Raw genomic sequence first — 18,955 nt, 5'->3', positions numbered from 1 at the left:
GCGGGCCGGACCGTGGGGACCGCGGTGCTCAGCCCGTCGCTGCCAGTGCCGCCCGCGCCGCCGCACCGCACTGTGCGCCGTAGCCGGAGCCGAAGAGGACGGCATGTACCAGAAGGTGCTGCAACTGGTGCAGAGGTACGCGCTCGGCCCGTCCCGGAAGGGGCCGGACCTCCTCGTACGCGGCGAGGATACGGGAGAGCCGCGGGCAGCCGAAGAGCTCCAGCATCGCCAGGTCCGTCTCCGGGTGCCCGCCCTGGGCGGCGGGGTCGATGAGCAGCACCGTCCCGGCGGACGGGAGGAGGTTGCCGGACCACAGGTCGCCGTGGATCACGGCCGGTTCCTGGGCCGGGCCCGCGACGTCCGCGGGCCCGCCGCGCAGCCGGGCGCAGAGCCGTTCGACGTCCCGTGCGTCGCCGGGCCCGATGCCGCCTTGGTCGACGGCGGCGCGGAGGAGCGGCAGCAGCCGGTGGCGGGCGTGGAACGCGGGCCAGTCCGCGCCGGCTTCCGCGGGTTCCGGGGAGTCGAGCGGCAGCGGGCCGAGGTAGCAGGGGCCGCCCGGGGTGCCCCAGCCGTCGGCCGGGCTCGCGTGCAGCGCGGCGAGTTCGCGGCCGAGCCGCTCGGCGCCCGCCTCGGTGAGCGGGCCCGCCTCGGCCCACTCCAGGACGAGCACGTCGGGGGCCACGCCCAGGACGGCGGGGACGCGGACGGCGCCGGTGGCCGCGAGGCGGGCGAGTCCGGCGGCCTCGGCCGGGAAGAAGTCGGCCGGTGCGCCGGTCCTGGTCTTGGCGAACACCGTGTCTGCGGGCCCGTGTTCGGGCGTGAGCTCGACGCGGTACGCCGCGCAGATGTCGCCGCCGGGGACGGCGCGGACGCCGGTCGCCCGCACCGAGCCCGGCTCCCGCCCGTCCCCCGCCTGCCCGGCGTCCGCGCCGTCCGGCCGCCGCCCGCCGCCCAGCAGCGCGGCCACCCGCTCGCCGAGCGTCCGGGGCGAGGGGCGGCCGGTACCGGCGCCCGTCACCGGCCGCCGCCCGCGCCGCCTCCCGAAGCGGAAGCGGAACCGGAGGCGGTGCCCGGCCCGACGGCCGCCGTGATCTCCGCGAGGAGGCCGGGGACGGCGGCCTCGACGAGTTCGAGGCACTCCTCGAAGCCGCGCCGGCCGCCGTAGTACGGGTCGGGCACGTCGAGGCCGAAGCCGCCGTCGGGGGTGGCGGCCGGGTCGTAGGAGCGCAGCAGGCGGATGCGGTCCGCGTCCTCGGCGAGGGGGGCCATGGCGCGCAGTTCGCGCTGGTGGCCCTCGTCGAGGGCGACGACGAGGTCGTGCCGGGTGAACCAGTCGGGCGCGAACTGCCGCGCGGAGTGCGTCAGTTCGTACCCCGAGGCGTCGAGCACGGACGCGGTGCGCGGGTCGGCGCCCTCACCGGTGTGCCAGCCGCCGGTGCCCGCGCTGCTCACCTCGACCAGGCCGTCCAGCCCGGCCTCGGCGACGCGGGCGCGGAGCACGGCCTCGGCCATCGGGGAGCGGCAGATGTTGCCGGTGCAGACGAAGCACACGCGGTACATGCCGGGCTCCCCTTCCGTCTCAGTCACGGTCCGGGAGGACCATGTTGAGCGCCCAGGAGACGATCGAGATGATCAGGCCGCCGAGCACCGCCGTCCAGAAGCCCTCCACGTGGAAGCTCAGGTCGAGCTTGTCCGAGAGCCACGAGGTGAGCAGCAGCATCAGCGCGTTGATCACGAGCGTGAAGAGGCCGAGCGTGAGGATCAGCAGCGGCAGCGAGAAGAGCTTCACGATCGGCTTCACGATGACGTTCACGACGCCGAAGATCAGCGCGACGACGATCAGCGTGAGGGTCTTCTCGCCGGTGTCCGCGCCGGTCAGCGCGATGTCGCCGACGAGCCAGGTGGCGACGGCGAGAGCCGCGGCATTGGCCAGGGTCTTGATGAGGAAGTTCGTCATACTGTGATCGTCGCAGGACGAGGCACACACGGCACAAGGGGTGGACAGGGTGAAGGCGTTCCGGTTGGAGGAGCTGGAGGCGGAGCGTGCCGCCCACGAGGGGGCGTACCTGCAATTCCTCCGCGAACGGAACATGTCGGTGGGCCTGTACGCGCTCGACGCCGGCAGCACCGACCCGCAGAAGCCGCACCGGCAGGACGAGGTGTACCTCGTCGTCAGCGGCCGCGGCGCGATCACCGTGGGCGAGGAGACGACGATGGTCGCGCGCGGCAGCGTGGTCTACGTACCGGCCGGGGTGCCGCACCGGTTCCACCACATCTCGGAGGACCTGCGCGTGATGGTGGTCTTCTCCCCGCCCGAGGGCTGACCCGGTCCCGGAGGACGAGGCCGCCCTCAGGGTTCGGTGGGGGACGGTTCAGGGACGGACGGGGGGCGGTGGCCCTCCCGCCCCGCCCCGCTCCCCCATAGCATCGGGAGCGGCAGAACCGCACGAACCGACCGAACCCGGAGTCATGAGATGGACATCAAGTCGACCGCCGCGAGCCTTCCGTGGTGGGTGAAGTGGATCGCCATCCCCGTCATCGCGCTCGTCGTCTTCGGCGGACTGATCGCCAACGTGGTGGGTTTCCTCGTGGGCCTGCTCTTCAAGGTCCTGCTGTTCGTCGCGCTGGTCGGCGGACTGATCTACGTGGTGCGCCGGTTCACTTCGGCTTCCTCCTCCTCCCGCGACCGCTGGTGACCCGGCGCCCCGCGGCGGCCACGCCCGCGCCGTCCCGGCCGGGAGCCCGCTGAGCCGGGGCGCCCGCCGCGGGCTGCGCGTCCGGGCGGACGGGGCCCGGCTCGCCGTCCCCGCCGCGGTGCCGGTCGGCGGAGACCACCAGTGCGGCGAGCAGCGTCGTCACCGGCACCGAGGCCACCAGGCCGATCGAGCCGACCAGGGTGCGGACGACCTCCTCGGCGACGACCTCGCTGGTGGCGACGTTGGTGACGCTGCTGCGGGCGATCGAGAAGAGCAGCAGCAGCGGCAGCGCGGCACCCGCGTACGCCAGCACCAGGGTGTTGACCACGGACGCGATGTGGTCGCGTCCGATCCGCATCGCCTGCCGGTACAGCTGACGCCAACTCGCGCTCGGGTCGGCGTCCTTCAGCTCCCAGACGGCGGAGGTCTGGGTGACGGTCACGTCGTCGAGCACGCCCAGTGAGCCGATCAGCACCCCGGCGAGCAGCAGGCCCTGGATCTCGATGTCCGGGTAGAGGCCGTGCACGAGTCCGGTCTGGTCGTCGGTGTTGCCCGTCAGCCGGGCCCAGCCGATGAAGACGGAGCCGAGCACCCCGATCAGCAGCAGCGAGGTGAGCGTCCCGAGCACGGCGACGGAGGTGCGGGCGGAGAGCCCGTGGCACAGGTACAGCGTCGCCAGCATGATCGCGCTGCCCCCGACGACCGCGACCACCAGGGGATTCGAGCCCTGGAGTATCGCGGGCAGGATGAACAGCGTCAGCACCGCGAAGCTGACCGCGAGGCCGACCAGCGCCAGCAGCCCGCGCATCCGCCCGACGACGACCACCGCCAGCGCGAAGACGGCGGCGAGCAGCACCATGGGCAGGCCGCGGCTGACGTCGACGACGCTGTACTGGAGTTCCTTGGGCGCGTTCGCGGCGTACGCGACGACCACGCCCTGGCCGGTCTCCAGCTTCCTGGTGGCGTCGGGCGTGACGACCTCGGTGAAGGTGTGGCCCTTGTCCTTGCCGCTGGTGACCTCGATGGTCGCCTTCTGGCAGGGCGCGTTCTGCCCGCCGGCGCCCGGGGTGCCGCCCGTGCCGCCGCCGCCCGGCGGCTGCCCACCGGCTCCCGGCTGACCGCCGCCCGGCGGCTGCGCGTTGACGTCCTCGCAGGAGACCTCGGCAAGCTTGGTCACCTTCGCGTCGAAGGTCGGCCGGTCGAAGCCGACGCCGCTCGGCGCGTTCCCCTGGCCGCCGGGCGCTCCGCCGGGCCACAGCACGAGGAGCCCGGCGACGACCAGGACGGCGAACGGGATCAGGACCGCGGCGATGACCTTGCGCAGATGCCGGGAGACGGGCGAGGCGGGGCCGTGGGAGTGCGCGTGGCCGTGGCCGTGCGCGTGGCCGTGCCCCGGTGCGCCGCCGTGCGCCTGCCCGTGGCCCGGCGCCTGGGCGTGGCCGTGCGCGGGCCCGTGCTCGGGGTCGTCGCCGCCCTGCTGATGCGGCTGAGGTGTCGGTGTCACGGGCCCGATCATCGCAAGAACTTGTGGGGTATCTGTTCAGCGGCGCCGGTCGGCGGTTAGCGTAGTGCCGCCTTTGCACACATCGCGGGAGCTCCGAGCACGGGGCTGAGAGGGCGCTGACCTCCGCGCACGTCCCCGAGGGGACGGCCGGAAGACGCTGCGTCGACCGCTGAACCTGTTACCGGGTAATGCCGGCGTAGGGAGTGGGTCACATGACCATGCAGGATGCACACAACGCTGCTTCCCACCAGCGGACACCGGCCCCGTCGGGCGGTGCGGACGACGCGCAGGCGTCGCCCGCCATCGGCTCGCACAAGGGCTACGTGAGCGGATCGCGCCCGGACATCCGGGTCCCGGTCCGCAAGGTGCACCTCACCAACGGCCGCGACGTGACGCTGTACGACACGTCCGGCCCGTACACCGACCCCGAGATCGAAACCGACGTCCGCCGCGGGCTGGCCCCGCTGCGGCAGAACTGGATCGTCGAACGCGGCGACACCGAGGAGTACGCGGGCCGTGAACTGCGGCCCGAGGACGACGGCTTGAAGCACACCTCGCCGCGCGGCGGGCTGCGCAACCTCGACGCCGTCTTCCCCGGACGCCCCCGCCAGCCGCGCCGCGGCCGCGCGGGCGAGGACGGCAAGCGGCTGTCCGTCTCCCAACTCGCGTACGCCAAGCGCGGGTTGATCACCCCGGAGATGGAGTACGTCGCCGTGCGGGAGAACCGCACGCCGGAGTTCGTCCGCGACGAGATCGCGGCGGGCCGGGCCGTCCTCCCGGCGAACGTCAACCACCCGGAGATCGAGCCGATGATCATCGGCAAGAACTTCCTGGTGAAGGTCAACGCCAACATCGGCAACTCGGCCGTCACCTCCTCGATCGAGGAGGAGGTGGAGAAGATGACCTGGGCGACCCGCTGGGGCACCGACACGGTCATGGACCTCTCCACCGGCCGCAACATCCACACCACCCGCGAGTGGGTGCTGCGCAACTCCCCCGTCCCGATCGGCACGGTGCCGCTCTACCAGGCGCTGGAGAAGGTCGACGGCAAGGCGGAGGAGCTGACCTGGGAGGTCTACAAGGACACCGTCATCGAGCAGTGCGAGCAGGGCGTGGACTACATGACCGTCCACGCGGGCGTCCTGCTCCGCTACGTCCCGCTGACGGCCAACCGCAAGACGGGCATCGTCTCGCGCGGCGGCTCGATCATGGCCGCCTGGTGTCTGGCGCACCATCAGGAGAGCTTCCTCTACACGCACTTCGCGGAGCTCTGCGACATCCTGCGCACCTACGACGTCACCTTCTCGCTCGGTGACGGCCTGCGCCCCGGCTCCATCGCGGACGCCAACGACGCGGCCCAGATGGCCGAGCTGGACACCCTCGGCGAACTGAACCGCATCGCCAAGGCGCACGACGTCCAGACCATGATCGAGGGCCCGGGACACGTCCCGATGCACAAGATCAAGGAGAACGTGGACCGGCAGCAGGAGGTCTGCGAGGAGGCGCCGTTCTACACGCTCGGCCCGCTGACCACCGACATCGCGCCCGCGTACGACCACATCACCAGTGGCATCGGCGCCGCGATGATCGGCTGGTGGGGCACCGCGATGCTCTGTTACGTCACGCCCAAGGAGCACCTGGGCCTGCCGGACCGGGACGACGTGAAGACCGGCGTCATCACGTACAAGATCGCGGCCCACGCGGCCGACGTCGCCAAGGGCCACCCGGGCGCGCAGGACTGGGACGACGCGCTCTCGGACGCCCGCTTCGAGTTCCGCTGGGAGGACCAGTTCAACCTGGCCCTCGACCCGGACACGGCCCGCGAGTACCACGACGAGACGCTCCCGGCCGACGCGGCGAAGACCGCGCACTTCTGCTCCATGTGCGGGCCGAAGTTCTGCTCCATGAAGATCAGCCGGAGCATCACCGAGCAGTTCGGCGGTGAGGACGGAGCGTCCGCCGAGGAGATCGAGGCGGGCATGCTGGCGAAGTCGAAGGAGTTCGCCGCCGCCGGCAACCGCGTCTACCTGCCCCTGGCGGACTGACGCGGCACGCCCCCGGAAACGGCGGGCGGGGCGGGGACCTCGTACGGTCCCCGCCCCGCCACCGTTCAACGGGCCGGGACCGTTCAGCGCGGCTCGGCCGGGACGCGGCCGAGGCGGCCGGCCTTGAAGTCCTCGAAGGCCTGCACCAGTTCGGCGTGGCTGTTCATCACGAACGGGCCGTAGTGCGCCATCGGCTCGCGTATCGGACGCCCGCCGAGCAGCACGATCTCCATGCCGTCGGTGCGCGCGTCCTGCGTGGCGTCGGCCCGTACGGTCATCGAGCCGCCCTTGCCGAACACGGCCGCCTGGCCCGCCTCGACGGGACGCTCCCCGGTGCCCACCGACCCGCGCCCGGCGAGCACGTACGCGAGGCCGTTGAAGTCCTCCCGCCAGGGCAGGGTGACCTGGGCGCCGGGGGAGACGGTCGCGTGCAGCATCGTGATCGGGGTGTGGGTGATGCCCGGGCCCTCGTGGCCGTCGAGGTCACCGGCGATGAGGCGGAGGAGGGCGCCGCCGTCCGGGGTGGTCAGCAGCTTGACCTCGCCACCGCCGATGTCCTGGTAGCGCGGGGTGGACATCTTGTCCGCCGCGGGCAGGTTCACCCACAGCTGGAGGCCGTGGAACAGGCCGCCGGAGACGACGAGTTGCTCGGGCGGCGCCTCGATGTGCAGCAGCCCGGAGCCGGCCGTCATCCACTGCGTGTCACCGTCGTTGATGACGCCTCCGCCGCCCTCGGAGTCCTGGTGCACGAAGCTCCCGTCGAGGAGGTACGTGACGGTCTCGAAGCCGCGGTGCGGGTGCCAGGGCGTGCCCTTGGGCTCGCCCGGCGCGTACTCCACCTCGCCCATCTGGTCCATCATGATGAACGGGTCGAGGTGCCGGTAGTTGATGCCCGCGAACGCCCTGTGCACGGGGAATCCCTCGCCCTCGAAGCCCGTGGGCGCGGTGGTCACGGTGAGTACGGGGCGGGCGACGGTCTCGGGCCCCGGCGCGGACACGCGGGGCAGGGCGAGCGGGTTCTCCACGGTGATCGCGGGCATGGCAGTCCTCCTGGGGCTCGGAGTCCAATCTAGTTGAACAGTGAACATCCGCCAATCGCGCGGCATTCCCACCGGTGCGAGGCTGGTTCCCACCGCCTCCGCACCCGAGGAGCACCCACGTGTCGAAACCCCCGCTGCCCGAGGCCGCCGTCCGCCTGCTGAGCAGGCCGAACCCGGCCGTGATCACCACGCTCCGCCCCGACGGCCAGCCGGTGTCCACGGCCACCTGGTACCTCTGGGAGGACGGCCGGGTCCTGCTCAACATGGACGAGGGCCGCAAGCGCCTCGCGCACGTACGCAACGACCCCCGCGTCACGCTGACGGTCCTCGACCAGGACAGCTGGTACACCCACGTCAGCCTGATCGGCCGGATCACCGAACTCCGGCCCGACACCGGCCTGTCGGACATCGACCGCCTGGCCCACCACTACCTCGGCAACCCCTACCCCCAGCGGGACCGCGACCGCGTCAGCGCCTGGCTCGACATCGACCGCTGGCACGGCTGGGGCACCCTCAAGGACAACACCCAGGCGGGCTGAACGGGGCGCCCCTGGGGGCGCGGGGAACGGCGCCCTCTTGGGGGCGCGGGGAACGGCGCGAACGGCCACGGCGTACGGGGTGGCCCGGCGACGGCGATGAGCACCCCGCGCCGGGGTCACCCCGCGAAGGAGCTAGCCGTACATCCGCCGCATCGCGAAGTCGACCATCTCCTCGACCGCCTTCGCGTCGAAGACGATCCGGTGCTCACCCTCCATGTCGAGCACGAACCCGTACCCCGAGGGCAGCAGGTCCAGCACCTCGGCCCCGGTGATCACGAAGTACTTGGACTCCTTGCCCGCGTAGGCCCGCAGCTCCTTCAGCGTCGTGAACATCGGGATGACCGGCTGCTGGGTGTTGTGCAGCGCGAGGAAGCCCGGGTTCTCGCCGCGCGGGCAGTAGACCTTCGACGTGGAGAAGATCGCCTGGAAGTCCTCGGACGTCATCGTCCCCGTGGTGAACCCGCGTACGGCGTCCTGCAGGGACGGGGGCGTCGGCTCGGGGTAGAGCGGCTGGTCGGCGCCGGGCTGCTGCTGCGCGTAGTGCTGCTGGCCCTGGTGCCCGGTCTGCTGCTGCCCGTAGCCCTGACCGCCCGCGTGCTGGTCGGCGTATCCCTGCTGGTAGCCCTGCTGATACCCGGGGTAGCCCTGCTGGCCCTGCTGACCCTGGCCCGGGCCGGGCCCCTGCTGCTGGTAGCCGTACCCGGCGGACGCGGTCTGGTCGTAGCCGTACATGAGGCAAAGAGTAACGAGTCACAGATGGCCGGTGAGGGGTTGCTTCTTATTACCGACGGGTAGCATCATCGATATCTACTTGTCGGAACGAGTACAAAAACGGAGCCGTCGCCATGGGGCACTACAAGTCGAATCTCCGCGACATCGAGTTCAACCTCTTCGAGGTGCTCGGGCGCGACACGGTGTACGGCACCGGACCGTTCGCGGAGATGGACGTCGAGACCTCGAAGAGCGTGCTGTCGGAGATCGCGCGTCTCTCGGAGAACGAGCTCGCCGCCTCCTACGAGGACAGTGACCGGAACCCGCCGGTCTTCGACCCGGAGACCAACACCGCACCCGTCCCCGCCTCCTTCAAGAAGAGCTACCAGGCGTACATGGACGCCGAGTGGTGGCGTCTGGGCATCCCGGAGGAGATCGGCGGCACCACCGCGCCGCGCTCCCTCCTGTGGGGCTTCGCCGAGACCATCCTCGGCTCGAACCCGGCCGTGTGGATGTACGCCTCAGGACCGGCCTTCGCCGGCGTCCTCTACGACGAGGGCACCGACGAGCAGCACAAGATCGCCAAGCTGATGGCCGAGAAGCAGTGGGGCTCCACCATGGTGCTCACCGAGCCGGACGCCGGCTCGGACGTCGGCGCCGGCCGCGCGAAGGCCACGCAGCAGGACGACGGCACCTGGCACATCGAGGGCGTCAAGCGCTTCATCACCTCCGGTGAGCACGACATGTCCGAGAACATCGTGCACTTCGTGCTCGCCCGCCCCGAGGGCCACGGCCCCGGCACCAAGGGCCTCTCGCTGTTCATCGTCCCCAAGTACGACTTCGACTGGGAGACCGGCGAGATCGGCGAGCGGAACGGCGTCTACGCGACGAACGTCGAGCACAAGATGGGCCTGAAGGCCTCCAACACCTGCGAGATGACCTTCGGCGCCAACGCGCCCGCCAAGGGCTGGCTGCTCGGCGAGAAGCACGACGGCATCCGCCAGATGTTCAAGATCATCGAGTTCGCGCGGATGATGGTCGGCACGAAGGCCATCGCCACCCTGTCGACGGGCTACCTCAACGCGCTGGAGTACGCCAAGGAGCGCGTCCAGGGCGCCGACCTCGCGCAGTTCACCGACAAGACCGCGCCGCGCGTCACCATCACCCACCACCCCGACGTGCGCCGCTCGCTGATGACGCAGAAGGCGTACGCGGAGGGCATGCGCGCCCTCGTCCTCTACACCGCCTCCGTCCAGGACGAGATCCTGGTCAAGGAGCACGCGGGCGAGGACGCCTCCGCCGCGCACCGCCTCAACGACCTGCTCCTGCCGATCGTCAAGGGCTACGGCTCCGAGAAGTCCTACGAGCAGCTGGCCCAGTCGCTGCAGACCCTCGGCGGCTCCGGCTACCTGCAGGAGTACCCGATCGAGCAGTACATCCGCGACGCGAAGATCGACACCCTGTACGAGGGCACCACCGCGATCCAGGGCCAGGACTTCTTCTTCCGCAAGGTCGTCCGCGACCAGGGCCAGGCGCTCACCGCCCTGTCCGAGGAGATCAAGAAGTTCCTCGCCGACGCGCAGGGCGGCGAGGACCTCGCCGCGGCCCGCGAGCAGCTCACCACGGCCGCCGCGGACCTGGAGGCCATCGTCGGCACCATGCTGACCGACCTGGCCGCCACCGAGAAGGACGTCAAGTCCATCTACAAGGTCGGCCTCAACACCACCCGCTTCCTGCTGGCCTCCGGCGACGTCGTCATCGGCTACCTGCTGCTGCGCGGTGCCGCCGTCGCCGCGGCGAAGTTGGACGGCGCCTCCGCCAAGGACAAGCCGTTCTACGAGGGCAAGATCGCGGCCGCGAAGTTCTTCGCCGCCAACGTCCTGCCCGGCCTCACCGTCCAGCGTCAGCTGGCCGAGAACATCGACCAGTCCCTCATGGACCTGGACGAAGCGGCCTTCTGACCCCCAGGGAGCCCCCACCTCCCGCACGAACGGGCCCGGAGCACGGTGTGTGCTCCGGGCCCGTTCGTCGTACGGTCCCTCACTTCTCGATGTGCACCTTCGCGGGCAACTCCGGCGGATCGTCGCACCGTTGCACCGCGTGCCGCAGGAAGGACAGCGTCAGGTCGGCGGCGTTCTGCCGCTGCTCGGGACTGTCGGGGTCGGGGGCGTTGTCCGAGGACGCCGTCACGTGCAGCGTGCCTCTACGCATGTCGAGGGGCGAGTCCGACTCCGACTCCGGGAGCGTGCAGGGGGCGCTGAGCGCCGCGTCCGCCTCGCCCGAAACCCCGCCGACGCGCGGCGACTTCGAGGTGATGCGCGCCTTGCGGCCGTCCACAGCGCCGGATTGGTCCAGCTCTCGGAGGGAGAGCTGTGACGGCTCCGTCCCGCTCGTGCCGAACCAGGCCTTCAGCACGATCACTTTCCTCTCCTCGCCCTCTCGCTCACGGATGAGGCAGAAGGCCCGGCTGCTCCTGCTGTCGTACTCGCTGTACCTCGACGTGAGCTCATAGACCCCGTCCGGCACGAGCCCCACAACCTTCCGCCCGTCCTCGCGGCTTGTCAGCGCCTTGCCCTCGCAGGTGGCGTTCCTGAGCAGATCCTCCTCGGAGGTGCAGCCGGTGAGAGAGGAGGCCACAATCAAGGCAACCCCCAACAGGAGCGATGACCGAAGGAGTGGCACACCCACATGCTGTGCTCTCTTTTTTCTCACCACGAAACCCTCCACTGGCCAATCCCATCCGGACTGGCTCATCGAACTTCCCGACAGCGGAACTAGCCGACGCTAGGCGCGTCTTCAGGCCTGTTGGTCACGTACTCCTCGATGTTGTCATTGCCTCGTCCCCAGCCTTCGTTGAAGCCGTCCTGAACTGCCTTGTGGAATTCGTCCTCGGAAACTCCCTCCGGAGGACGGACACCGGCACCGTCCAGACCTGACCAGATGGTGCTGTACGCCTCTCCCTTCTCTTCGCTGAGTTGCTTGGCCGCGTCCCAGGACTGCTGCGGGGAGTTGTCCTGTTTCGCAGCGTCCATGATGTCCCCGATGACCAGCTTCCCCAGCTCTCCTCCTGCTGCTGCCGCCGCCGGTCCGCCTACGCCTCCCGTCGGCACGGCCCCGGCGGCACCGGCGCCCACGGAGACGAGCCCCTCGGCCCACTTTCCGGCCTTTGCCACGGCATCGTTGTATTCCTTGTCCGACTCGATCCCTTGACGGAAGATCTCGTCACTTCTCGCATGCGCGATCACCCCCTCGGCCGCTCCCGATGTATTGGCGATCTCCCCCATCGTTTCCCGGAATCCGAGATCCGTGGCACCGGGATTCTCCGCGTGGTATGCGATGAGATTCGCTGTGTACTGCCGCTGCCCGAAGGTGAGGGCCGCGTTGCCTTCCGGGTCCGTGCTCACGTTGTAGATGAACCTCGCCGCCGCCGCGTCCCCTGAGTCCCCGAGATCGACCTGCGCCCCGGCCACCGGCATGATCTTGTCCTTCAGGTGATCGTCCGTGGAGAGCGCCCGGTTCAGGTCCGCCGTGTACTCCGCGCCCATTCGCCCGAGGCTGTCCTTGAGGCCGCCGCCTGCCGCGTCGGGGTTCTCGGCCACGGTCGTGATGACCTTGCCCATGATGTCCGCCTGGGCCTGGGTGTGGGGCGGCAGGGGCTGTTGGGGCTTCTCGTCGTACCCGTGTCCCGTGGTGGCGGATTCGAGGGCGTGGCCGAGGTGGGACTTGTCGGCCTCGCCGCCGTGCCATTCGCGGTCCTTGAGGAGGTAGTCGAGGTTGTTGATTTTCCCGTCGTCGGTCTCGGTGCTGCCGGAGAGGAATTCCGTGGATGCCTCGGGGTTGTGGCCGAGGCCGTCCGAGAAGCCGACCATGGGGTCGTCGGTGATGAGTCCCATGGCCCCGTCGCCGTACCAGCTGGACTCCCGGTCCGTTCCCCAGTACTGGTAACGGGACTGCTCCTCCTGGATCAGCTTGCTGCCGTAGTCGCCCAGGAATTCCTTGTCCCATTCGCCATTCGCGAGAAGGCTGCTGGTGAGCTGGTAGCCGTTGTAGCTGTAATCGCCCCTGGCTCCCGCCGGGGACTTGTACTCGTTTCCGCCGGCCGCCAGCAGGTCCTTCTCGAACTTGTCCATGGCGCGGCTGTCCACCTGGGAGGCCGTGCCGAGAGTGGTGCCGAGGTTCTTCTGGATCTGGCGGAGGACGTCCTTGCGGTCATGGCTCGTTCCCGGCGGGGGATTCATCATCGCCATGTAGGACTTCAGTGTTCCGTCCGCGCCCTGGGTCTTCGCGAGCTTCTCCGCGAAGACGGGGTCCTGGCCGTTCTTGCTCAACAAGTCGTTCAGCTCGTTGAGTTCGGTGGCGGTCGGGCGGCCGTCCATCAGCTCGGCGGCGCGGTCCGCGTCGCGTTCCGCCTGAAGGGCCTCGTCGAGGGTTTGGTGGCCGCCCTGGCTGAAGGCCCGTTCGTCCTCACCGTTACGGTCCGACTTGAGGGCCGCTTCCGCCGCCTCGTCGGCCTCGGTGGCCTTCTTGAGGACGTCCTCGATCTTGCCCTCGTAGTCCTTGATGAGCTTCGTCCTGGCGTCGGCCCAGCCCCGGTGCTCGGAGTCGGCCTGCGCGGTCCGGTCCGTCGCCCTGGGGTGCTTGTCCGTGATCTTCCCGCTGCCGTCGACGGCCAAGTGGTCCGCCTCCAGCTCCTTTTCCAGGTCACGGAGGTTCTTCTGGTGCCCGCGGAGGTCGTGGTGGATGTCGTCCAACAGCTTGGCCATCCGCCCGGCCTCCCCGGCCGCGGCGTCCATCTGCTTGCGCACCTGCGCGATCTCGGACTGCGCCGCCGCAGCGGCCTCGCCCTCCCAGTTCTTCTCCAGACGGCTCTTGACCTGCTGCTCGTACTGGTCACCGAGTCCTTCGTACGCGGACTTGACCTGCCGCCAGCTCGTGGCCGCCGTCTCCAGCCCCGTTAAGTCGGCCTGGTCCAACTGCTCGTAGTTCATGACGTCCCCCTCAGCCGAAGTCCTGGCGGATCTTGTCCTGGTTGTCGGATTCCCGCTGTTCCCGCTGCGTGTACGCGACCTTGGACTCGTGCAGCTTGTCGCTGATCCCGTCCAGCCGGTCGTGCAGATGCTTCACCTGGTCGTTCCAGCGGTCGGCGAAGGCGGTGAGGCCGTGCGGTGTCCGCCAGCCGCCCGCCTTGTTGAGGCGTGCGGCGGACGAACGGGTCGCGTCGTCGGCGTCGTTGTCCTTGCGTCTGAGCTGGCTGCGGATGCCCACCAAGGCGTCGGCGGCCGCGCTCAGCTCCTTCGTCTCGACTTTGGTGCGGTCCCCCATTGGGGCCTCTCCCCCGTGAATAGATCGCCTCCCCCGCCCCACGGCGGGACGTTCCGCATCGTAGTGAGCGGCGGCGAGGAGTGGGTGGGGTTGGGCGGATGAGGTGGCGGGTTTGGCAGGAAGGGGCGGTGGGTGGGCGGGAGTTGGGGGTCAGGCGGTAGGGGGTGGCGGGGATCTTGTGACGGTGGGCGGGGTGGGGGGAGGGGCGTGGGAGGGTCGCTGGTGGTCGATGAGTGGTGGGGGCGGTTGTGGCGGTTGGTGTGGCGGCGGACGTGGGCGTGACGGCGGGTGAGGTCGCGGGGGTGCGGCGGGCCTCGTTCGTGGGGAGTGCCGTTCCGGCGCTGGTCGCGGCGGGGCTGGTCGCGGAGGCGGCGGGCTGGCTGCTGCTGGGCGCGGGGCCGTTGCAGCGCGGGCTGGCGTGGTCCGGTACGGCGGCGCTGGGCGTGGGGCTGCTCGCCTGGGTGCTGGTACGGGCCACCTCGCCGGTGAAGGACCCGGCGCGGGCCCACCGGGTGGCGTGGGAGGCCGGGTTCGGGGGCGCGGGCCGGACGCGGTGGCGTGCGGTGTGCTTCGCGGTGGCGGTTCCGGCGTTCGTCGCGGTGGTCGTCGCGCTCACCGCGATGGACCCCCGGGTGACGGACAACGGGCAGCGGATCAGCGCCGCGGGCGCCGAGGTCGTGACCGCGCGGGTGACCGGCGTGGCCGACGGCCGGAAGGCCGGGCCCGGGCGCGGTGACGGGGTGAAGGCCGACTACACCGTCGAACTGCCGGGCGCGGCAAGGGAGTTCCGGGTGCACGTGCGCAGCCCCGAGTACCTGCGCGAGGGCGACGGGCTGGTCGTGGCGTACGCGCCCGCCGAGCCCGGGCTCGGCGCGGTCGGGGACGAGGACCGGGACGAGGTCGAGCGGAAGCTGGCGGGCGTGGCCATGTCCGCGGGCGAGCGGCGCTGGACGCTGGCCGCCTGGGGCGCCGGCACCCTCGCCCTGCTGGTCCACCTCCTGCGGCAGACCGGACCGGCGCCGCACCGCCGCTTCGCCGGGGCCACCTCGCTGTGCTCGGCGCCCGCGCGGGTCACCCGGGTACTCGCCGTACCGGCAGGCGTCCGCGCGGAAGAAGGGCAAGCCGGAGACGCTGCACACGCTGCGGGTGGAGTGCGGCGGCCGCGAGCTCTGGTTCGTCCCGCGGGGCTGCCGGGCGAAGGAGGCCGCGCGGGTCCTGGCCGGGCAGGAGGGCCGCCTGGAGTGGGACCCCGCGCGGCAGTCGGACCGTACGGCGCCCGCCGACTTCGTCGCCCCGGACGGCCGCCGGCTGCTCGGCTCGGTGCCGGACGGCAGGCTCGCGCCGCTCGCGGAGGCGGCCGGCGTCCGGCAGGCGGGGGACGGCGGCGACGCCGGCAGGGCCGTGCACCTCGGCGCCGCGTACCCGCTGGCGCTGCGGCCCGCCTCGGCCCTCGTGATGGGCGTCGCGGTGGCGCTGCACGTGCCGTTGATCCTGTCGACGGCCGAGGGGGACTGGCGCGGAGCGCTGGCGATCGGCGGGCTGTTCGCGATCGGGGGCGCCGCGGTCTACAGCGCGTACAAGGCCGACCCCGGCGACTGACCGGCCTCCCCGCGCGGACGGCGGGGTGTCCTCGTGCGGGGCACCGCGGGGATTTCGGGCGTTCGTTCGGGGTGCGGCTCCGTATCCTGGGCCGTATGGATGAGCTGCGCCGTTTTGACCGTTCGCACACCGATGAGCTGGCCCGGTTCCTGGCCGCGACCCCGACGCCGTACCACGCGGTGCGGAACGCCGCCGGGATTCTTCAGCGGGCGGGGTTCCGGGAGGTCCTGGAGACCGACGCCTGGGACGGGGAACCCGGGGGCCGGTACGTGCTGCGCGGCGGCGCGATCATCGCCTGGTACGTGCCGGAGGGCGCGACGCCCGCGACGCCGTTCCGGATCGTCGGCGCCCACACCGATTCGCCGAACCTGCGGGTGAAGCCCGTCCCGGACACCGGGGCGAACGGCTGGCGGCAGGTGGCCGTGGAGATCTACGGCGGGACGCTGCTGAACACCTGGCTGGACCGTGACCTGGGCCTGGCCGGGCGGCTCACGCTGCGCGGCGGCGAGTCCCGGCTGGTCAACGTCGACCGGGCGCTGCTGCGGGTCCCGCAGCTCGCGATCCACCTGGACCGGCAGGCCAACGACGGCCTGAAGCTGGACCGGCAGCGGCACATGACCCCGATCTGGGGCATCGGCACCCCGGCCGAGGGCGATCTGATCGCCTTCCTCGCCGAGGAGGCGGGCCTGGCCGCCGACGAGGTGACGGGCTGGGACCTGATGGTGCACAGCGTGGAGCCGCCCGCCTACCTGGGCCGGGACCGGGAGCTGCTGGCGGGCCCGCGGATGGACAACCTGCTGTCGGTGCACGCGGGCGCGGTGGCGCTGGCCGCCGTCGCCGAGGAGGGAACGAGCGCGCACATCCCGGTACTTGCCGCGTTCGACCACGAGGAGAACGGCAGCCAGTCGGACACCGGCGCCGAGGGTCCGCTGCTCGGCAGCGTGCTGGAGCGGTCCGTCTTCGCGCGGGGCGGCACGTACGAGGACCGGGCGCGGGCGTACGCGGGGAGCGTCTGCCTGTCCTCGGACACCGGCCACGCCGTGCACCCCAACTACCCGGAGCGGCACGAGCCGGGCCACCACCCGATGGCCAACGGCGGCCCGATCCTGAAGGTGAACGTCAACCAGCGGTACGCGACGGACGGTTCGGGGCGCGCGGTCTTCGCGGAGGCGTGCGAGCGGGCCGGGGTGCCGTGGCAGAACTTCGTCTCCAACAACGCGGTGCCCTGCGGCACCACCATCGGCCCGATCACGGCGGCGCGGCACGGCATCGCGACGGTCGACATCGGCGTGGCGATCCTCTCCATGCACTCGGCGCGCGAGCTGTGCGGAGCGGAGGACCCGTACCTGCTCGCCAACGCGCTGGTGGCCTTCCTGGACGGGTGAGCCGGGCACGCCCGCGCCGCTGTCAACCTCTTTAGTTCCAGGGGGAGTTGGGGCACTCAGGGCTGTACGGGAGCGGCCGCGGCGGCCAGGGTGGTGGGGGTGTCGCCGCGGGTGCGGGCACGGCCGGTTCCGGCCCCTCGCGGCGCGGCGGCCGGACCATCCCCCACACCGAAGGATCCGTTGTGTCCCGAAACCGCTCGCTGGGAAGACGTACGCGCCTGTCCGTGGGTCTCGCCGCCGCCGGGGCGCTCGCCGCCGCCGGTGCCCTGACCGGCCTGCCCGGGCAGGCCGCCGCGGCGCCCCCGGACGCGTACGGCGTCCAGGGCTTCGACACCTCGCACCACAAGCACGGCGACGGCGAGACCGAGCCGATCGACTTCGCCGCCGCGGCCGCTTCCGGCCAGAAGTTCGTCTTCATGAAGGCCACCCAGGGCACCGGCTACACCGACCCGTGGTTCGAGCGGGACCTCAAGGGCGCCGCCGACGCGGGCCTGCCCCGCGCGCCGTACCACTTCTTCGACGAGGGCGGGGGCGCCGAGCAGGCGGCGCACTTCGCGGACGTCGCGAAGAAGGCCGGCTACACCGGCGCGAACGAGGGCGAACTCCCGCCCGCCCTCGACTTCGAGCCGGTGAACGGCGCCTGCCCGGCGGGGCTCGACGCCGAGCAGGTGGGTGCCGCGCTCAGCACCGTCGAGAAGAGCTTCGAGCGGAAGCCGGTCGTCTACACCTCGGCCCACTTCGTCGACCAGTGCCTCGGCGGTGACGGCAGCGTCTTCGCCGGGCACACGCTCTGGCAGCCGCGGTACGAGAGCGGCGAGAAGGAGCCGGTGGAGGTTCCCGGCGCGGGCGCGCCCTGGTCGTTCTGGCAGTACACCGAGACCGGGCAGGTCGACGGGGTGCCCTCGGACGCGGTGGACCGCAACGTCTTCCGCGGCAGCGAGGAGGAGCTGCGGAAGCTGGCCAACCTCGCCCAGGACGCGGCGCCGAAGGACGCCGTGACCCGCGCGCAGATGCTGGAGCGCGCCGCGACCTGGCTGACGGCCGACGACGGCGCGCAGGTGCCGTACAGCCAGACCGAGACCTGGAGCGACGGCTACCGCCAGGACTGCTCCGGCTACGTCTCGATGACCCTCGGCCTCGGCTCCCCTGGCGCCAACACCGTGATGCTCGCCCAGGACCGCGGCCTGACCACCCCCATCGGCATCGACGAACTGAAGCCCGGCGACCTGCTGATCGACGCGGACGGCGACAGCAACACCCGGCACGTGGTGATCTTCGAGGGCTGGACGGACGACTCCCGCACCGCGTACACCGCCTTCGAACAGCGCGGCGGCCACGGCACCGACCACCGCACCCTGGACTACGGCCTGGACGAGGGCAGCGAGTTCACCCCGTACCGGCCGGTGAACCTGACGGACTGATCCCGGACGCGGGCGGGCGGGACGTTCACTGCACGTCCCGCTCGTCGGCCCGGACGCAGAACTTCTGCCAGGGCGGTGCGCCGTCCGTGGCGGCGGGGACGGCGCAGGCCGTCAGGCGGAAGGTGTCGCCCGCGCGGACCATGGGGGTGTGGTGGTCGTGGCCGAAGGAGATGGTGGCCTCTTCGGTGCGGCCTCCGGAGGTGGTGACGGTGACGGTGTCGCCCTTCCCGCCCTCCAGGATCTTGCCCCAGCCGGCCCGGCACTTCGGGCTGTACTTGAGCTGGAGGCGGATCGGGCGGGACTTCTCGGCGAGGATCCGGTCGTCGTCGCAGAGGTACTCCTGGGCGTCCCGCCCCTCGCAGCCGGCGCCCCGGCACTCGGGTTTCGCGCCGCCGCTCTGGCCCGAACTCGCCGCCGGGGGCGGGTCGTCGGAGCTGAAGAGGTTCTCGAAGTAGCCGGAGGCGAGGCCGCCGACGCCGGCGCCCAGCACGGCCAGGACGAGGCCGCCCGCCATGCTCTGCGGCCCGTGTCCGCGTAACCGGTCCCGGAGCCGCCTGCGCGGCCGCTCCGCGGCACCGTCCCTGTCCTCGGCCACGGTCCACCTCCGTGGGCGCTGCGCGATCGGCACGTCCGCTCGTGCAGTTCCCGCCCGGCCGGGCGGGAACACGGCCGACTTGAGCCAATTACGGCCCG

Annotated in this window: 18 protein-coding genes and 1 riboswitch; of the genes, 8 read left to right on the top strand and 10 right to left on the bottom strand. The window is 71.4% G+C overall.

Annotated elements, in window-relative coordinates; all coding sequences use genetic code 11:
• Positions 1-28: 28 nt before the first annotated feature.
• The 3 genes from HCC30_RS20450 to HCC30_RS20440 all read right to left on the bottom strand — a co-directional run bounded on the left by HCC30_RS20450 (position 29) and on the right by HCC30_RS20440 (position 1,957).
• Entirely contained in the window at positions 29-886 is an 858-nt protein-coding gene (locus tag HCC30_RS20450) for a fructosamine kinase family protein (RefSeq protein ID WP_346776730.1), read from the bottom strand.
• A gap of 128 nt (positions 887-1,014) precedes the next feature.
• Positions 1,015-1,560, bottom strand: coding sequence for a low molecular weight protein-tyrosine-phosphatase (locus HCC30_RS20445; RefSeq protein WP_169444128.1), 546 nt, complete (start codon positions 1,558-1,560; stop codon positions 1,015-1,017).
• A gap of 19 nt (positions 1,561-1,579) precedes the next feature.
• The gene (locus HCC30_RS20440) at positions 1,580-1,957 is read right to left on the bottom strand and encodes a phage holin family protein (RefSeq protein ID WP_169444060.1); all 378 of its coding nucleotides are present in this window, start codon (positions 1,955-1,957) and stop codon (positions 1,580-1,582) included.
• A 49-nt stretch (positions 1,958-2,006) separates the two neighbouring features.
• Between HCC30_RS20440 and HCC30_RS20435 the strand changes: the two genes are divergently transcribed.
• Positions 2,007-2,324, top strand: a complete 318-nt coding sequence (locus HCC30_RS20435; protein ID WP_169444127.1) for a cupin domain-containing protein — start codon at positions 2,007-2,009, stop codon at positions 2,322-2,324.
• A 150-nt stretch (positions 2,325-2,474) separates the two neighbouring features.
• On the top strand, positions 2,475-2,696 hold the full coding sequence (locus tag HCC30_RS20430) for a DUF5326 family protein (RefSeq protein ID WP_169444059.1): 222 nt from the start codon (positions 2,475-2,477) through the stop codon (positions 2,694-2,696).
• On the opposite strand, the gene HCC30_RS20425 is transcribed toward HCC30_RS20430, so the two are convergent.
• Entirely contained in the window at positions 2,659-4,200 is a 1,542-nt protein-coding gene (locus HCC30_RS20425; protein WP_346776723.1) for a YibE/F family protein, read from the bottom strand. The genes HCC30_RS20430 and HCC30_RS20425 overlap by 38 nt on opposite strands.
• Positions 4,201-4,274: 74 nt before the next feature.
• A riboswitch (TPP riboswitch) is annotated at positions 4,275-4,420 on the top strand.
• On the opposite strand from HCC30_RS20425, the gene thiC reads away from it, so the two are divergent.
• Entirely contained in the window at positions 4,413-6,245 is a 1,833-nt protein-coding gene (thiC, locus tag HCC30_RS20420) for a phosphomethylpyrimidine synthase ThiC (protein ID WP_206324077.1), read from the top strand. It overlaps the preceding riboswitch by 8 nt.
• Before the next feature lie 83 nt (positions 6,246-6,328).
• Here the strand turns inward: thiC and HCC30_RS20415 are convergent, their stop codons facing one another.
• Complete coding sequence (locus HCC30_RS20415) at positions 6,329-7,285, bottom strand: pirin family protein (protein ID WP_169444057.1); 957 nt, start codon at positions 7,283-7,285, stop codon at positions 6,329-6,331.
• A 119-nt stretch (positions 7,286-7,404) separates the two neighbouring features.
• On the opposite strand from HCC30_RS20415, the gene HCC30_RS20410 reads away from it, so the two are divergent.
• Positions 7,405-7,824, top strand: coding sequence for a PPOX class F420-dependent oxidoreductase (locus tag HCC30_RS20410; RefSeq protein ID WP_169444056.1), 420 nt, complete (start codon positions 7,405-7,407; stop codon positions 7,822-7,824).
• A gap of 132 nt (positions 7,825-7,956) precedes the next feature.
• Here HCC30_RS20410 and HCC30_RS28785 read toward each other — a convergent pair whose 3' ends face one another.
• Positions 7,957-8,556: an SseB family protein gene (locus HCC30_RS28785; RefSeq protein ID WP_240979754.1), complete on the bottom strand. Its 600-nt coding sequence runs from the start codon at positions 8,554-8,556 to the stop codon at positions 7,957-7,959.
• Positions 8,557-8,669: 113 nt separating this feature from the next.
• On the opposite strand from HCC30_RS28785, the gene HCC30_RS20400 reads away from it, so the two are divergent.
• Complete coding sequence (locus HCC30_RS20400) at positions 8,670-10,496, top strand: acyl-CoA dehydrogenase (protein ID WP_169444055.1); 1,827 nt, start codon at positions 8,670-8,672, stop codon at positions 10,494-10,496.
• Positions 10,497-10,575: 79 nt separating this feature from the next.
• Here HCC30_RS20400 and HCC30_RS20395 read toward each other — a convergent pair whose 3' ends face one another.
• The 3 genes from HCC30_RS20395 to HCC30_RS20385 are packed head-to-tail and all read right to left on the bottom strand — an operon-like array spanning position 10,576 to position 13,857.
• Complete coding sequence (locus HCC30_RS20395; RefSeq protein WP_169444054.1) at positions 10,576-11,289, bottom strand: hypothetical protein; 714 nt, start codon at positions 11,287-11,289, stop codon at positions 10,576-10,578.
• A gap of 20 nt (positions 11,290-11,309) precedes the next feature.
• The gene (locus tag HCC30_RS20390; RefSeq protein ID WP_169444053.1) at positions 11,310-13,523 is read right to left on the bottom strand and encodes a hypothetical protein; all 2,214 of its coding nucleotides are present in this window, start codon (positions 13,521-13,523) and stop codon (positions 11,310-11,312) included.
• Positions 13,524-13,533: 10 nt separating this feature from the next.
• Positions 13,534-13,857, bottom strand: coding sequence for a hypothetical protein (locus HCC30_RS20385; RefSeq protein WP_169444052.1), 324 nt, complete (start codon positions 13,855-13,857; stop codon positions 13,534-13,536).
• 1,146 nt (positions 13,858-15,003) lie between these two features.
• On the opposite strand from HCC30_RS20385, the gene HCC30_RS20380 reads away from it, so the two are divergent.
• The 3 genes from HCC30_RS20380 to HCC30_RS28780 all read left to right on the top strand — a co-directional run bounded on the left by HCC30_RS20380 (position 15,004) and on the right by HCC30_RS28780 (position 18,262).
• Positions 15,004-15,456, top strand: a complete 453-nt coding sequence (locus HCC30_RS20380; protein ID WP_169444051.1) for a hypothetical protein — start codon at positions 15,004-15,006, stop codon at positions 15,454-15,456.
• Between the two features lie 95 nt (positions 15,457-15,551).
• The gene (locus tag HCC30_RS20375; RefSeq protein ID WP_169444050.1) at positions 15,552-16,841 is read left to right on the top strand and encodes a M18 family aminopeptidase; all 1,290 of its coding nucleotides are present in this window, start codon (positions 15,552-15,554) and stop codon (positions 16,839-16,841) included.
• A 224-nt stretch (positions 16,842-17,065) separates the two neighbouring features.
• Positions 17,066-18,262 carry a glycoside hydrolase family 25 protein gene (locus HCC30_RS28780; protein ID WP_346776722.1) on the top strand — a complete coding sequence of 399 codons (1,197 nt, stop codon included), beginning with the start codon at positions 17,066-17,068 and terminating at the stop codon, positions 18,260-18,262.
• Positions 18,263-18,287: 25 nt separating this feature from the next.
• Here HCC30_RS28780 and HCC30_RS20365 read toward each other — a convergent pair whose 3' ends face one another.
• Complete coding sequence (locus HCC30_RS20365; RefSeq protein ID WP_169444049.1) at positions 18,288-18,857, bottom strand: DUF2690 domain-containing protein; 570 nt, start codon at positions 18,855-18,857, stop codon at positions 18,288-18,290.
• Between the last annotated feature and the right edge of the window lie 98 nt (positions 18,858-18,955).

Origin of the sequence: Streptomyces sp. HNM0574, from assembly GCF_012726235.1 — a bacterium.
Lineage (GTDB): Bacteria > Actinomycetota > Actinomycetes > Streptomycetales > Streptomycetaceae > Streptomyces.
This window is presented reverse-complemented; position numbering and strand designations above follow the sequence as displayed.

What these genes read in the sequence shown, in the direction of transcription:
- HCC30_RS20385 (WP_169444052.1), bottom strand. Translation starts at nt 13,857, where the DNA reads ATGGGGGACCGCACCAAAGTCGAGACGAAGGAGCTGAGCGCGGCCGCC.
- thiC (WP_206324077.1), top strand. Translation starts at nt 4,413, where the DNA reads ATGACCATGCAGGATGCACACAACGCTGCTTCCCACCAGCGGACACCG.
- HCC30_RS20375 (WP_169444050.1), top strand. Translation starts at nt 15,552, where the DNA reads ATGGATGAGCTGCGCCGTTTTGACCGTTCGCACACCGATGAGCTGGCC.
- HCC30_RS20390 (WP_169444053.1), bottom strand. Translation starts at nt 13,523, where the DNA reads ATGAACTACGAGCAGTTGGACCAGGCCGACTTAACGGGGCTGGAGACG.
- HCC30_RS20400 (WP_169444055.1), top strand. Translation starts at nt 8,670, where the DNA reads ATGGGGCACTACAAGTCGAATCTCCGCGACATCGAGTTCAACCTCTTC.
- HCC30_RS20440 (WP_169444060.1), bottom strand. Translation starts at nt 1,957, where the DNA reads ATGACGAACTTCCTCATCAAGACCCTGGCCAATGCCGCGGCTCTCGCC.
- HCC30_RS20430 (WP_169444059.1), top strand. Translation starts at nt 2,475, where the DNA reads ATGGACATCAAGTCGACCGCCGCGAGCCTTCCGTGGTGGGTGAAGTGG.
- HCC30_RS28785 (WP_240979754.1), bottom strand. Translation starts at nt 8,556, where the DNA reads ATGTACGGCTACGACCAGACCGCGTCCGCCGGGTACGGCTACCAGCAG.
- HCC30_RS20395 (WP_169444054.1), bottom strand. Translation starts at nt 11,289, where the DNA reads ATGAGCCAGTCCGGATGGGATTGGCCAGTGGAGGGTTTCGTGGTGAGA.
- HCC30_RS20445 (WP_169444128.1), bottom strand. Translation starts at nt 1,560, where the DNA reads ATGTACCGCGTGTGCTTCGTCTGCACCGGCAACATCTGCCGCTCCCCG.
- HCC30_RS20415 (WP_169444057.1), bottom strand. Translation starts at nt 7,285, where the DNA reads ATGCCCGCGATCACCGTGGAGAACCCGCTCGCCCTGCCCCGCGTGTCC.